The organism is Fibrobacter sp. (assembly GCA_024398965.1).
In the GTDB taxonomy this organism is placed as follows: Bacteria; Fibrobacterota; Fibrobacteria; order Fibrobacterales; family Fibrobacteraceae; genus Fibrobacter.
Genome location: JAKSIF010000009.1, coordinates 22,357 through 35,774, shown reverse-complemented (window position 1 = coordinate 35,774; position 13,418 = coordinate 22,357). Strand labels below are relative to the sequence as shown.

Genomic DNA, 13,418 nt, shown 5'->3' with positions numbered 1-13,418 from the left:
TAAATATCCGAGGGAAATATAATTTATGAAAAAGACCCCGTTTTCACAGGGTCTCCCATATTCGCTATTCTAGGGCGTTTTTACTGTTTGACCGTAAAATAAGTGCTACGAGGAATGTGCACCTTCCAGGTAAGCCACTTCATCTGTTTGTCATTGACCATGGCGTAGGGATCTATGAGAGAGCAGGTCTTGATGCCGCCCACTTCCAAATCCGTACCGGCAAGATCGTCAAAATTCTTCGCCCTGCCAAAGAGATTCTGGAACAGCGGTACGCCAAAGGTCACCATGACTTCGGGAGAAATCAAAGAAAGTTCCTTGGTCAGCATCTTCTTGAGGGCAGTAGCCATCAACGGAGCTATCGGACGATCCGTGGACTTGAAGAAATAGGTAACGCCCATTTGGTCCTGAGTATAGCCCAGGTTTGCAAACAAACGAACAAGCATTTCGCCAACAGGACTGCTAAAGAATGCTTCGGGATTTTCGCCCGGCTTTACTGCAGGCAAAAGCAGCAAGAGACGGGGCTTGGCTGGACCGAGGTACTTCGCCAGGGAGGCTTCCTTAGCATAGATTGTTTCAGACTTGACGGTGTCAAAGAAGACATCCAGAGAATCGGCAGACATGTAGGCAGCATTGCTTACAGCCCTTGCCATAGGCTGCAGGACCTGAGAAGGCTCTGCTGCAGGAGCCGACATAGTTGGCGGTGCAGACGGAGAACCGAACAGATCCTCGAAAACAATATCCTGCGGATTTGCAGACTGCGGAGCCGCAGACGGCGCCGGCATAGGAGGAGGCGGATTCAAGGAGGCGCCCACGGAAGAACTGGCCGCCGGACGGGGCGGAATAACACGAGGTGCCGGACGAGGAATCGCGGGGGCGGACATGGCTGCAGGAGCCGCAGCACGCTTTACCGGAGGAGACCAGGGCTCATCAAGATACAGTTCGGCATCGCCCAAGTCAATCTGGCCTTCCAGATAGTTTCGAAGTTCACTAAAGTTGTATTCGTCGGACATCAGGAACCTCTACTTAGAGCAAAAGCGAACGATGGTTTCTGCCAGAGAAATCTTGCTGCCCATCTCCATAGGGGCGATGGGCTTACCGTGTTCTACCAAGGTGTAACGGACATTGTCAAAGCCAAAACCGCTGTCACTTGCCACGGGAGCATTCAACAGAAGGGCGTCGGCGCCGGACTTCTGGAACTTTTCTGCAGCATGTTCTTCGAAATGGTCTGTTTCCAAGGCAAACCCAATAATGATCTGGTTCGCCAGGCGAGCCTGCTGATTTACGTCTTGATTTTCTCGGGCCATGCGTCGAGCTGCGGAACAATCCCTCAAGATGTTTGGATTGGGCACAAGCTCGATTGTCAGTTGACTGCGGCTGTCCTTGATTTTTTCGCCGGCAGGATTTGCCGGGCGGTAATCAGCGACCGCAGCACAGTGCACAAGGACATCGACATCGGGCTGACGTTCCAAAACGGCATCGTGCATCTGGCAAGCGCTGCGCACCTTCGTCACCTTGACTCCACCGGGGAACTTGGCCTCCATAGGGCCAGCCACAACTTCTACGTCGTAACCGTTGGCAAGGAATACCGCAGACAGGGCTACAGCGGTCTTTCCGCTGCTGCAGTTGGAAATATAGCGGACCGGATCGATAGCCTCTTCAGTACGGCCTGCAGTGATGAGGACGCGGCGACCGTTCTTTTCGATTGTATCCTCGGGCAAAGAATGCGATTCAACTCGGGAACCTTTAACCTTTAAGCTTTCCGCTTTACACTCTTCAAGATATTCAACAATCTGCGCAGGTTCCAAAAGCCTTCCCTGCCCCACTTCGCCACAAGCCAAGAAACCCGCAGGAGATTCCAGCACATGGGTCATTTCAAAACCGCGGAGCATTTCAAGATTACGCTTTACCGCAGGAGAATTATACATGGCCACATTCATGGCAGGCGCCACAAAGCGCGGGCAATCGCAGCTCATAAAGCAAAGACTTACCGGATCGTCGGCGATTCCGAAGGCGAACTTGCCTATCACATTGGCTGTGGCAGGCACCACCAGGTACAAATCGGCCCATCGGGGAAAATCGATATGCTGAAAGGGTCTAGCCTCGGGAGCACCGTTCTTCAGGTACACCGGGCACTTGCTCAAGGAAGCAAAAGTCAGAGGCGCCACAAACTGGGTAGCGGCCTCGGTCATGCAAACACGAACCTCGGCGCCCTTCTTTTGCAGCAATCGCAAAAGTTCGCAGGACTTGTAGGCGGCAATACCGCCAGACACACCAAGGAGAATCTTTTTGCCTTTCAGGTTCATATTATCCAAGATAGAAAAACTACTTGCGGTCAAGTAATCCAATCACCTTACTGGACAGCATATTCAGAATCCAGGAAACAGCAACAATGACTCCCACGGTAACAATCAGGAGAACAAGCGTAACCAAGGAGGAATAGTGCCACTGCATCTTTTCAAAAATCTTAACAAATCCAATCTGGCTCCAGGAAATAACCACATGCTGAACCAGGAAGACGCAATAGGAAAGAACAGCCAACTTTGCCACAACCCATTCCACTGCAGAGAACTTCAACAGCCAAGGAGAACAGTAAAACACCACCACAAACCAGGCCAGTGCCGCCACCGTCCCTAGGCAATCTTCATTCAGGATTCCGGGGACGTCAACGAAGGTCAGCGCCAGCAGCAACGCCAGGGCACCGAGCGCCAAGCGCCAATTTCTAAGAGCGTCAAGACGATCAAAGATGACAAAGCCAAGACAGAACTTGAACACCCAGGTAACGGGAGAAATACAAATCAGAGAAAGGCTTTCGCCAAGCAGGAGGAACTGAAGGCCATACAGAACAACCAACGCAAGCATCAAGACCACGGGAGCCTTTTGGTAAATTCTTGCCAACAGCGGAAACAGCAGGTAAAGAACAACAATGGCGCCAACAAACCACTCGCCACAGAAGAAGTAGGTTTCGTAACCCAGGCGCTGGGCGATTCCATCAAAGCCGAACACCGTAAGCAATAGCTTCGCAGGATTTCCCGCATAGAAAGGCGAACCATCCGAAACGAAATGGCGGGCCATGCTAAGGACAATGTAGAGATTGAAAATCCAGAAAGGCGGATAAATGGACCTGGCCCGTTTCAAGTAAAAAACCTTCAAGGATACAGAGCCTGTTCCATCAAAAAATTTCCCGTACTTCTTATAAAGCAACCCACCAGAAAGAACAAGGAAGATTGTTACCGCAATATTTCCAAAGTCATAATTGGGGGTTGTACAGAACAGATTGAAAAAAGGAATTTCCCTGGCACCATAATCACAGCCAAAGTGGTATGTCACCACAAACAGCATGGCCACAACACGGAGTACATCCAGTTCCTTGATTCTCTTTTCCATATGTGGAAAAATAAAAAAAGAAACCCCGTGGCGTTAACCACGGGATTCCTTTTTTAGCATTGAGTAATCAGCCATGAGCAGTCAGTTTTAGCCAGCCGCTCACGGCTCACACCTCATAGCTCACTACAATGGCACGACTTCGTCGTGCGTCATTCTTCGGCTCGGTCATACCCAAGCTAGCTTGGGTGCGACGTTCGCCTTACGAACGACTATGCTTCTTCCTTCTTGGCCTTCTTAGCCTTGGGAGCTGCGTCACCAATGGTGGTGCCGTTTTCGCCCGGCTTGTGAGAGTCCATCCAAGCCTTCAGCTCAGCGGATTCACGGTTCTTGAAGTAGTCAACCACAGAGAGGTAGATCTTACGGTTGTTCTGATCGATTTCGGTAACAACGGCCGGAACTTCGTCACCAACCTTGAATGCATCGGCAGGAACCTTGATGTATTCAGCAGTGAGCTTGGAAACGGGGATGAAACCTTCGATGCCTTCACCGAGTTCGACGACAACGCCGCGGTCGAGCATACGAACGATCTGGCCCTTCACTTCAGCATCAACCGGGTAGGTGGAATCGATGGAATCCCACGGATCTTCGGAGAGGTGCTTCATGGAGAGGGAAATGCGACGCTTTTCCTTATCGACAGCGAGAACGACGCATTCAACCTTGTCACCCTTCTTGACCATTTCGTTCGGATGGGTGATCTTCTTGGTCCAGGACATGTCGGAAACGTGGATGAGGCCATCAACACCTTCCTTGATTTCGACGAATGCGCCGAAGGAAGCAATGTTGCGGATTTCACCAACAACGCGTGCGCCCGGGGGAAGTTCGGTTTCGATGGAATCCCACGGATCAGATTCGAGCTGCTTCATGCCGAGAGAGATGCGTTCAGCTTCTTCTTCGACCTTGAGAACGACAGCTTCAACTTCCTGACCAACGGTGAGGATCTTGGACGGATGCTTAACGTGCTGAGTCCAGGACATTTCGGAAACGTGGATGAGGCCTTCAACGCCGGAATCCAGTTCGATGAATGCACCGTAATCAGTGATGGAAACAACCTTACCCTTAACGATTGCGCCTTCCGGATAACGTTCAGCGATATCCTTCCAGGGATGCGGCTTAAGCTGCTTCATGCCGAGAGAGATACGTTCCTTCTTGTCGTTGAAGTCGAGCACCATGACTTCCACTTCCTGGCCGAGCTGGACCATTTCGGTGGGGTGGTTGATGCGCTTGTAGCTCATGTCGGTGATGTGGAGGAGGCCATCTACGCCGCCGAGGTCAATGAATGCACCGAAGTCGGTGATGTTCTTGACGATACCCTTGCGAACCTGGTTCTTTTCGAGGGTTTCGAGAACGTCGCCACGCTGCTTGTTGCGTTCTTCTTCGAGAACAACACGGCGAGAAACGACGATGTTACGACGAGCCTTGTTAACCTTGATAACCTTGAGGTCAAAGTCCTGACCGATGAGGGCGTTGATGTCCGGGATCTGACGGAGGTCGATCTGGGAACCCGGCAAGAAGGCATCGATACCGAAGAGGTCGACAACTACGCCGCCCTTGATGCGCTTGGTGAGGGTACCGCGGACAACTTCGTTGTTTTCGAATGCAGCATGGATGCGATCCCATACGCGAACGAAGTCAGCCTTCTGCTTGCTGAGGATGAGACGGCCGTCTTCATCTTCCAGCTTTTCAACAAAAACTTCGATTTCGGAACCGAGGTCCAGGGAATCAGAGTCCTTGAATTCTGCGCGATCGATCACGCCTTCGGACTTGTAGTTAACGTCAACGAGAACTTCCTGTTCGTTGACCTGGCTGATCTTACCGACAACCAGCTTGCCCTGTTCGAGGCAGTCCATGCCAGCATATACGTCAGCGTTAGCCTTGCGGAAGTCTGCGCCGCATTCTGCTTCTGCAGCGAGGATTTCGTCGAGGTCTGCCTGGGAACCGAATTTGAGATTATTTGCCATATTAGTTTGTTTTTGGTTGTGGATCAAAAAATTCAAGCTACGCCACTACACCTACGTAGTCGAGAATCTTCTGAACCTGTTGTTCAATTGAGGTTTGTGTAGTGTCAATTTCAATAGCATCATCGGCCTTCTTGAGAGGGGCCGTAGCTCTGGAGGAGTCCAGACGGTCACGTTCGGTCAGGTTCTCCAGAACCTCCTCGTAGGTAACCTTTTCGCCACGTTCAAGGAGTTCCTTGAGGCGACGTTCGGCGCGGACCTTCACGTCCGTAACGAGGAAAAACTTGTACTTGGCGTTGGGGAAAACCACGGTACCGATGTCACGGCCATCCAGAATGCAACTGGAAACAGCACCGATTTCGCGCTGTTTCTCGGTCATGGCCTTACGGACAGACGGCAGGGCGCAGTAGATGCTCACGTTAGAAGAAACGCGCATACCGCGAATGTCGGATTCGTAGGAAACGCCGTCGATGAGAATGTGGTTTTCAGAGTCAAAGCTAAGCTTTAGATTCTTGAGCAATTCGTCCATGGCAGGACCTTCTTCTGCAGGGATTCCCTTTTCGAGAGCCGCAAAGGTCACTGCGCGGTACATAGAACCTGTATCCAGGTAGGTAATGCCCAGTTTCTTGGCAATAATCTTTGCCGTGGTGCTCTTACCGGTGCCGCTACCGCCGTCCAGGGCGATCACAAAATTTTCAGAATTACTCATAAGTGGGGACAAATGTAGTAATTACGAATGAAGGGTGAAGTGTGAAGGATGAAAAATGAAGGGTGAAATTAATACGGAAGGTCGTATGAGTAAACCGTGGCCGTATTGTCCCAAGTGTTCCAGAAAATCAATTCGGACCCGTCCTTGTACAAAGTGACTTCCCCATCGTTCTCGTAGAACTGGTAGAAGCCTCCACCATAATCGTCACGCCCCTCGTCGTACTCGGACTCGAAGTAGTAGTAGCTGGAGCCATCCAGACGAAGGGTCGCCATGCCATCGGAATCGATTCGCAGACTGGCATAATAGGACGGACTGACCGCGGCAGCCCGACTGCAGTCATAGGTTCCAAAACGATCGTAGCGGCACTCCTCTACGTAATAGTAACGAAAAGACCTGCTAAAACGAGCACCATCGGCGGCAGGGTTTGGCCCCATGTCGCCGCAAGCGCACAGAAGCAGACTCCCAAGGAGCACAGCAATGTCAAGGATTCGAGAGTTCATCTATAAACGCTAAAATAGAAAAATGCTTCTTCGCTATTCAAGATAGCCGGTCAACCCGACCCCATGGCAACAAAAAAAGCGGGTCAAGGACCCGCTTCTTAAATTACACAACCCTGCGATTACGGATTTTCGTAGTCGCCGCTGTAGAGTTCTTCTTCAGCCTGCTGGGTGTTTTCATCCTGGTATTCTTCGGCGGCGCGAAGTTCACCAGTGCTGCCGTACTTACGCTTTTCTTCTTCGGTCAGCTTGTTGGAGTAAACGATTTCTTCCTGTTCCTGGTTAGCAGCGTTTGCTTCTTCCTGCATAACACGCTGGCCTTCTTCGAGACGGCGCTTGATACGTTCATCTTCCATCTGCTTCAGGTTGGTACCGACCTTGGCCTGTTCTGCAGACATGACGCTACGACCGTTAGCTTCGTCCATAGCTTCCTTGATACCGACCAGACGGCCCCTACCGTCAACTTCGAGGCCAGCCTTACGGAGAGTCGAGAGGGGCAGACGACGTGCTGCCAGCATATATTCTTCCTTGAACTCATAACCATCGGAAGTGGCGATTGCGTTAGCTTCGTCCGGAGTCACGTACTCCAGAGCTTCCTGCCAGCGAGACCCCTGCACGCAAGAAGTGAAAGCCACCAAGGCATTATCCAATGCCTCGGGATCGTCGGAACGGGTACCACCACAACCAGTAAGGGCCATAGCAGCGAGAGAAAGACACACCAAAAGCTTTTTCATAGGAACTTGACCTCCGAAAAAATTCTAAATCCCGCCTAAATATAAACATTTTTAGCCCAAAATGGCCACTAACCGCGAATTTTTTACGTAACATGCTGTCCTAAACTGAGTTACAAGCATTATTTTCAACAAAATACAAGGACTTTTACTACATTACGCCCTATGAGCGAAAACGCAGATATTTACAGAATAAACAACGGCGATCGAGAAATCATCCTTATTGGCACCGCACATATTTCCCAGGCATCCAAGGACCTGGTTCGCGAAACCATCGAAAAAGAATCGCCGGACACAGTCTGCGTAGAGCTGGACCAGGGCCGACTAAAGTCCATCAAGGACCCCGACAGCTGGAAAAAGACCGACCTTCGCCAAGTTATCAAGAACAAGCAGCTGGGAACCCTTATCGCCAATCTGGTTCTGGGCTCCTACCAAAAGCGTATGGGCTCCCAGACCGGAGTCAAGCCCGGTTCCGAGTTGAAGGAAGCCGTAGACGTCGCCGAAGCCGCCGGGCACGAACTGGTGCTGGCAGACCGCGACATCAAGATCACTTTGCGCCGCACCTGGGCATGCACTCCCTGGTACCGCAAGTTGAACCTTCTGGGCGGACTTTTCGCAAGCATTTTCGACAAGACCGAGGTCAGCGAAGAAGAACTGGCCAAGATCAAGGAACAGGACGCCTTAAACGGCATGATGCAGGAGTTCGGCAAGACTTTCCCCGAAGTCAAGCAGGTCCTTATCGACGAACGCGACCAGTATCTGGCAAGCAAGATCAAGAACGCCCCTGGCAAGAAGATCATCGCCGTCATTGGCGCCGGCCACATGCGCGGTATCGCAAGCATTATCGAAGACAACAAGGAGCTCCCTTCTGAAGAGAGCATCTGCGTAATTCCCAAGAGCGCACCCATTTGGAAGATTATCGGCTGGGCCATTCCCATCGCCATCATTGCAAGTATCATCGCCGTAGGCATCCACGCCGGCGCCGAAAAGGCCGGCGAACTCAGCCTTCAGTGGGCCATGCTTACTGGCGGCGGCGCCATGCTGGGCACAATCATCGCAGGCGGTCACCCGCTGACAATCCTAGTGGCTCTTGTAACCGCCCCCTTCACAGGACTTACACCGCTTATCGGCGTCGGTTTCTTTACCGCCCTAACCCAGGTCTACATGCGCCCGCCCCGCGTATCTGAAATGGAAACCTTAAGCGACGACATCTGGCAGGTAAAGCGCTGGTGGAAGAACCGTGTTACCCGCGTGATTCTTTGCTTCCTTTGCCCAGGCATCCCCGCCATCATCGGAAAGATTCTCGCCATTTTTAATATTTACCAGGCTTTGTAACAACAAATTCTTTTTGACAAACTTTGGAAAATCCCCGCGCAAGGCGGCAGATTTTGGAAAATCCCCGCCGCGCGCGGGGATTTTTCTTTTTGAGAACAATTTGATTAATTTTGAGAACAATTCCCCTCAATTCAAAACGTTTGTTTCAATATATTTTACATTTTTACTTGTATTTATGTTGACTTTTTAAATTTTTCAATGTAAATTATGTATAGAATTTTGAGAACATCATAACAAGCGACGCAAAATTCATCTGCGCAATCTCAAAATTCATTGGTGTAAAACAAAAGGGATTTTTGGGTATGAATTCTAAACTTATCGCAGCCGTCGCATTCGGCCTCGCCACCGCCGCCATGGCAGTCACCTCTCCGGACTTTCCAATGACCGGTTTCGCCACCCAGAACGGCGGCACCACCGGTGGCAAGGGATACAGCGAAGTTACCGTGAGTAACGCCGCCGACTTGGCAAAGTACGCCTCCGCAGGCAACAAGATTATCTACGTAAAGCCGGGCACCTACGCCGGCCCCATCAACGTGGGCAGCAACGTCACCATCTATGGTTACCAGGGCGCGGTCATTACTCAGCCCACTACCGGCAGCGCCATGAAGCTTTCCGGTTCCAAGAACGTCATTATCCGCAACCTGAAATTCCAAGGCATCGGCGCCCATGATGACGATGACGAAGACTGCCTCCAGGTGAATCACGAATCCAAGAATGTGTGGATCGACCACGTAGATATTTATGACGGCCACGACGGCAACTTGGACATTACCAACGCATCCGACTACGTTACCATCTCCTGGACCAAGTTCAGCTACACCAGCAAGAGCACTGGCCATCAGTTTTCCAACCTCATTGGCAACAGCAAGACAAAGACTTCTGACCGCGGCCACCTCAACGTCACTTTCCATCACACCTGGTGGGCAGACGGCGTTGTGGAACGCATGCCCCGCGTACGCTTCGGCAAGGTCCATGTGGCAAACAACCTTTTTGACAGCAAGAACACCAGCTACTGCGTCCGTGCGGCCATCGAAGCAGACATCCGCATCGAAAACAATGTTTTCCTGAACGTGCAGAAGGCTCTCGACCTGTACACTAGCGACGGCGCCATTACCGCCGCCCAGATGATCAACAACTACGAAGAAAACGTGAAAAAGAAGGAAGCCGGCACGGGCACAGCCTTCAAGCCTAGCTACTCAATGAGCCTTACCGACGTCAGCACCCAGGCAAAGGCCTACGCCCTTCGCGATTCCATTAAACTTTATGCAGGCGCCACTTTGCCCGATCCCGGTTCCAACGGCACCGTTACCCCGGCAAGTTCCTCTAGCCAGGTAACTCCGGCATCATCCAGCAGCGTGAAGCCGGCAAGTTCTAGTTCCGCCAAATCCAGCAGCAGCGTTGCAAGTTCCAGCAGTTCCGTCGCAGCAGGCTCCGCAAGCCTCACCAAGCACGGCGCCGGCAGCTCCAATCAGACAGTTGCTGCAGGCAGCGCCATCGACGAACTCTACTTTACCATTGCAGGCGCCACCGGCGCAACAATCAGCGGTCTGCCCGCAGGCGTCACAGGCACCCTGAAGGGTTCCGACTTCTACATTTCCGGCACCGTTTCTGCAACGGCCGAAGCCAAGGCTTACAAGTGGACTCTCACCACCACGGGCGGCAGTAGCAACACAAGCAAGAGCGGAACCTTCACCGTCACTGCAGCGGGCAGCACTCCCGCCGTTTCCTCCAGCAGCGTCGAACCGGTTTCCTCCAGTAGCGAGAATAAGCCTGCAAGCAGTTCCTCCAATGTCACAGAATCCAGCAGCTCTTCCAGCATTCCTTCCATTTCCAGCAGCAGCGAAACCAGCGAACCGTCTTCTTCCAGCGTAGCAGATATCGCTGATTCCGAAGACAACGACGAAAGCCAAGCCATCGCAGGATTCGCCGGGTCCAACCAGTTCAAAGTAACCACAAACGGTCGTGAGCTTCACATCAACGGGGCCTCCTTTAAGACAATCAGCATCATGGACATGCAAGGGCGCCTGATTACCAGCGGTTTTGTACACAGCAACGATTTTAAAACGATTCTCCCCCGCTCTGGTAGCTACATCGTGAGAATCGGCAAGAAAACCCAAATGGTAGGCATTCGATAATAGAACCAAAACCGAAAACCAAAGGACCTGTTCTGCAACTGCAGAGCAGGTCTTTTTGCGAAAATAGTTTCTATTTTTCAAGTAAAGTTCCTATGTCCACAGTCATCTTATTCAACAAGCCTTTTGGCGTCTTAAGCCAGTTTACGCCGGAGTCGGGTCACCCTGCTCTGGATACGTTCGGCTTTCCGCCGGGGGTGTACGCCGCGGGCCGTCTGGACCACGACAGCGAAGGCGCCTTGCTGCTTACAGACAACGGCAAACTCATCAAGAAACTGCTGGACCCAAAGTTCGAGCACCCGCGAACATACCTGGCGCAGGTTGACGGACAAATTACCGAAGAAGCTGTTCGAAAGCTCTGCAAAGGCGTGGACATCAAGGGGTATCACACAAAGCCCTGCCGCGCGCGAATCGTACCCACCCCCGATTGGATCTGGGACCGCAATCCGCCAGTCCGTTTCCGCGCAAACATTCCCACCAGCTGGGTGGAACTGACTTTGATCGAAGGCAAGAATCGCCAGGTCCGTCACATGACAGCCGCCGTGGGCTTCCCTACCCTTCGCCTCGTCCGCGTAAAAATAGGCAACATTCCTCTTGGCAATTTGCAGCCCGGCGAATGGCGGGTTGTAACCGAGAAAGTGATTTAGCAATCTTTTTTACGTAAAACACCCCGCCGGCGCAGATGCGAACCGACGGGGTTAATTTTTTGATTGTCATGTTCGGCTATGACCGAGCATCCAGCAGTACTGCCAGATCCTTCGACTTCGTGCCTGCGGCACTCCGCTCAGGATGACACCGCGCTTTCGCGCGTCATCAATTACAGCAAGCCCTTAAAGAAATCATTACCCTTATCGTCGACCAAGATAAAGGCGGGGAAATTCTTGATAGTGATCTTGCGAATTGCTTCCATGCCCAGTTCCGGGAAGGCCACGATGTCGTTGGACAGGATGTTCTGTTCAGCGAGGATTGCAGCCGGACCGCCGATGGAGCCCAGGTAGAAGCCGCCAAACTTCTGGCAAGCGTCGGTAACGTCCTGAGAACGGTTACCCTTAGCCACCATGATCATGGAGGCACCCTTGCTCTGGAAGCGCATCACGTAGGGGTCCATACGGCCAGCAGTGGTAGGACCGAAGGAACCGGTGGGCATGCCTTCCGGAGTCTTGGCCGGGCCGGCGTAGTAGATCGGATGGTTGGAAACAACTTCCAGAACCTTCTTTTCTACATCGGTCAGTTCCTGGCCAGCTTCCTGCTTGTCGAAGATTTCAGCAATCTTTGCGTGAGCCATATCGCGAGCCACGATCATGGTACCCTTCAAGTTCAGGCGGGTTGCAACCGGATACTTGGTCAGGTCTGCGCAGACATCCTTCATGGGGCGGTCCAGATCGATTTCCACAGGATCAGCGATCTTCACAGCTTCGCCCTTGGGCAGGTACTGTTCCGGATTGTGTTCCATCTTTTCGAGCCAGAGGCCGTTTTCGTCGATCTTAGCCTTGATGTTACGGTCAGCGGAGCAAGAAACGCCGATGGAAACCGGGCAGCTTGCAGCGTGACGCGGGCAGCGGATCACGCGAACGTCGTGAACCAGGTACTTACCGCCGAACTGTGCGCCGATGCCAGTCTTCTGGCAGATGTGGAGAACCTTTTCTTCCATTTCCACGTCGCGGAACATACGGCCGCCTTCGGAACCGGTAGTCGGAAGGTCATCGTAGTAACCGCAGCTAGCAAGCTTAACGGTGTGGGTGTTCATTTCAGCAGAAGTACCGCCGATGACGATAGCCAGGTGGTACGGCGGGCAAGCAGCAGTACCCAAGGTCTTCACCTTTTCGGAGATGAACTTTTCAAGGTTCTTCGGGGTGAGGAGGGCCTTGGTCATGGGCCAGTAGTAAGTCTTGTTGGCAGAGCCACCGCCCTTGGCAACGAAGAGGAACTTCATGTCGGCACCTTCTTCGGCGTGGATGTCAATCTGAGCCGGGAGGTTGCAGGCGGTGTTCTTTTCTTCGTACATGGTCAGAGGAGCGATCTGGCTGTAGCGGAGGTTCTTGGTGGTGTAAGCGTTGAAGATACCTTCGGAAATTGCCTCGAAGTCATCGCAGCCAGTCCAGACCTGCTGGCCCTTGTGGGCAACGCAGATGGCGGTACCGGTGTCCTGGCAGAACGGGAGCACGCCCTTGGCGGCAACGCATGCGTTCTTCAGGAGGGTAAGAGCCACGAACTTGTCGTTGTCGGAAGCTTCGGGATCCTGGAGGATCTTAGCCACCTTGGCGGTATGAGCCGGGCGAAGGCGGAAGCTGACTTCTTCGAAAGCGGCCTGGGCGATCTTGGTGAGGGCACTCTTCTCAACCTTCAGGATCTTCTTGCCTTCGAATTCGGCGACGGAAACGCCTTCCTTGCCGAGATTGACATATTCAGTGGTATCACCGGTGTGCTGCACGGTGGCTTCGTACTTGAATTCCATATGAGCCTCTTGAAATCGGCAATTATAAATTACGAGTTATGAATCACAAGATCTAACCAGGCGGCATAGCCGCGATTATTCTTCTCATAATTCATACTTTATAATTCGTAATTACCCGTAGGGTTAAAGTTACATGGGCAAAATTACATAAAAATATAGGGAAAAAGGGGAGCGCCCTCCCCTGGCTGCAGCCGTTTTTAACGGAGCCTCCATCCGAACC

General features: G+C 52.2%; 11 protein-coding genes. 3 read left to right on the top strand and 8 right to left on the bottom strand.

Features of this window, described 5'->3' with window-relative positions; all coding sequences use genetic code 11:
- Positions 1–80: 80 nt before the first annotated feature.
- The 7 genes from MJZ26_05805 to MJZ26_05775 form a co-directional block, all read right to left on the bottom strand.
- The gene (locus MJZ26_05805; protein MCQ2105288.1) at positions 81–1,010 is read right to left on the bottom strand and encodes a hypothetical protein; all 930 of its coding nucleotides are present in this window, start codon (positions 1,008–1,010) and stop codon (positions 81–83) included.
- Positions 1,011–1,019: 9 nt separating this feature from the next.
- A complete protein-coding gene (gene coaBC / locus MJZ26_05800) occupies positions 1,020–2,303 on the bottom strand; it encodes a bifunctional phosphopantothenoylcysteine decarboxylase/phosphopantothenate--cysteine ligase CoaBC (protein ID MCQ2105287.1) in 1,284 nt (427 codons plus the stop codon).
- Between the two features lie 19 nt (positions 2,304–2,322).
- The gene (locus MJZ26_05795) at positions 2,323–3,384 is read right to left on the bottom strand and encodes an acyltransferase family protein (GenBank protein MCQ2105286.1); all 1,062 of its coding nucleotides are present in this window, start codon (positions 3,382–3,384) and stop codon (positions 2,323–2,325) included.
- A gap of 209 nt (positions 3,385–3,593) precedes the next feature.
- The gene (gene rpsA, locus MJZ26_05790; protein ID MCQ2105285.1) at positions 3,594–5,342 is read right to left on the bottom strand and encodes a 30S ribosomal protein S1; all 1,749 of its coding nucleotides are present in this window, start codon (positions 5,340–5,342) and stop codon (positions 3,594–3,596) included.
- Positions 5,343–5,379: 37 nt separating this feature from the next.
- Positions 5,380–6,048 carry a (d)CMP kinase gene (gene cmk / locus MJZ26_05785; GenBank protein MCQ2105284.1) on the bottom strand — a complete coding sequence of 223 codons (669 nt, stop codon included), beginning with the start codon at positions 6,046–6,048 and terminating at the stop codon, positions 5,380–5,382.
- Positions 6,049–6,116: 68 nt separating this feature from the next.
- Positions 6,117–6,548: a hypothetical protein gene (locus tag MJZ26_05780; GenBank protein ID MCQ2105283.1), complete on the bottom strand. Its 432-nt coding sequence runs from the start codon at positions 6,546–6,548 to the stop codon at positions 6,117–6,119.
- A gap of 119 nt (positions 6,549–6,667) precedes the next feature.
- Positions 6,668–7,279, bottom strand: a complete 612-nt coding sequence (locus MJZ26_05775) for a hypothetical protein (protein ID MCQ2105282.1) — start codon at positions 7,277–7,279, stop codon at positions 6,668–6,670.
- A 162-nt stretch (positions 7,280–7,441) separates the two neighbouring features.
- Between MJZ26_05775 and MJZ26_05770 the strand changes: the two genes are divergently transcribed.
- The 3 genes from MJZ26_05770 to MJZ26_05760 all read left to right on the top strand — a co-directional run bounded on the left by MJZ26_05770 (position 7,442) and on the right by MJZ26_05760 (position 11,390).
- Positions 7,442–8,611 carry a TraB/GumN family protein gene (locus tag MJZ26_05770; GenBank protein ID MCQ2105281.1) on the top strand — a complete coding sequence of 390 codons (1,170 nt, stop codon included), beginning with the start codon at positions 7,442–7,444 and terminating at the stop codon, positions 8,609–8,611.
- 302 nt (positions 8,612–8,913) lie between these two features.
- The gene (locus MJZ26_05765; protein MCQ2105280.1) at positions 8,914–10,746 is read left to right on the top strand and encodes a pectate lyase; all 1,833 of its coding nucleotides are present in this window, start codon (positions 8,914–8,916) and stop codon (positions 10,744–10,746) included.
- Between the two features lie 92 nt (positions 10,747–10,838).
- Positions 10,839–11,390, top strand: a complete 552-nt coding sequence (locus tag MJZ26_05760) for a pseudouridine synthase (GenBank protein MCQ2105279.1) — start codon at positions 10,839–10,841, stop codon at positions 11,388–11,390.
- Between the two features lie 170 nt (positions 11,391–11,560).
- Here MJZ26_05760 and MJZ26_05755 read toward each other — a convergent pair whose 3' ends face one another.
- On the bottom strand, positions 11,561–13,198 hold the full coding sequence (locus tag MJZ26_05755; protein MCQ2105278.1) for a fumarate hydratase: 1,638 nt from the start codon (positions 13,196–13,198) through the stop codon (positions 11,561–11,563).
- Positions 13,199–13,418 lie beyond the last annotated feature (220 nt).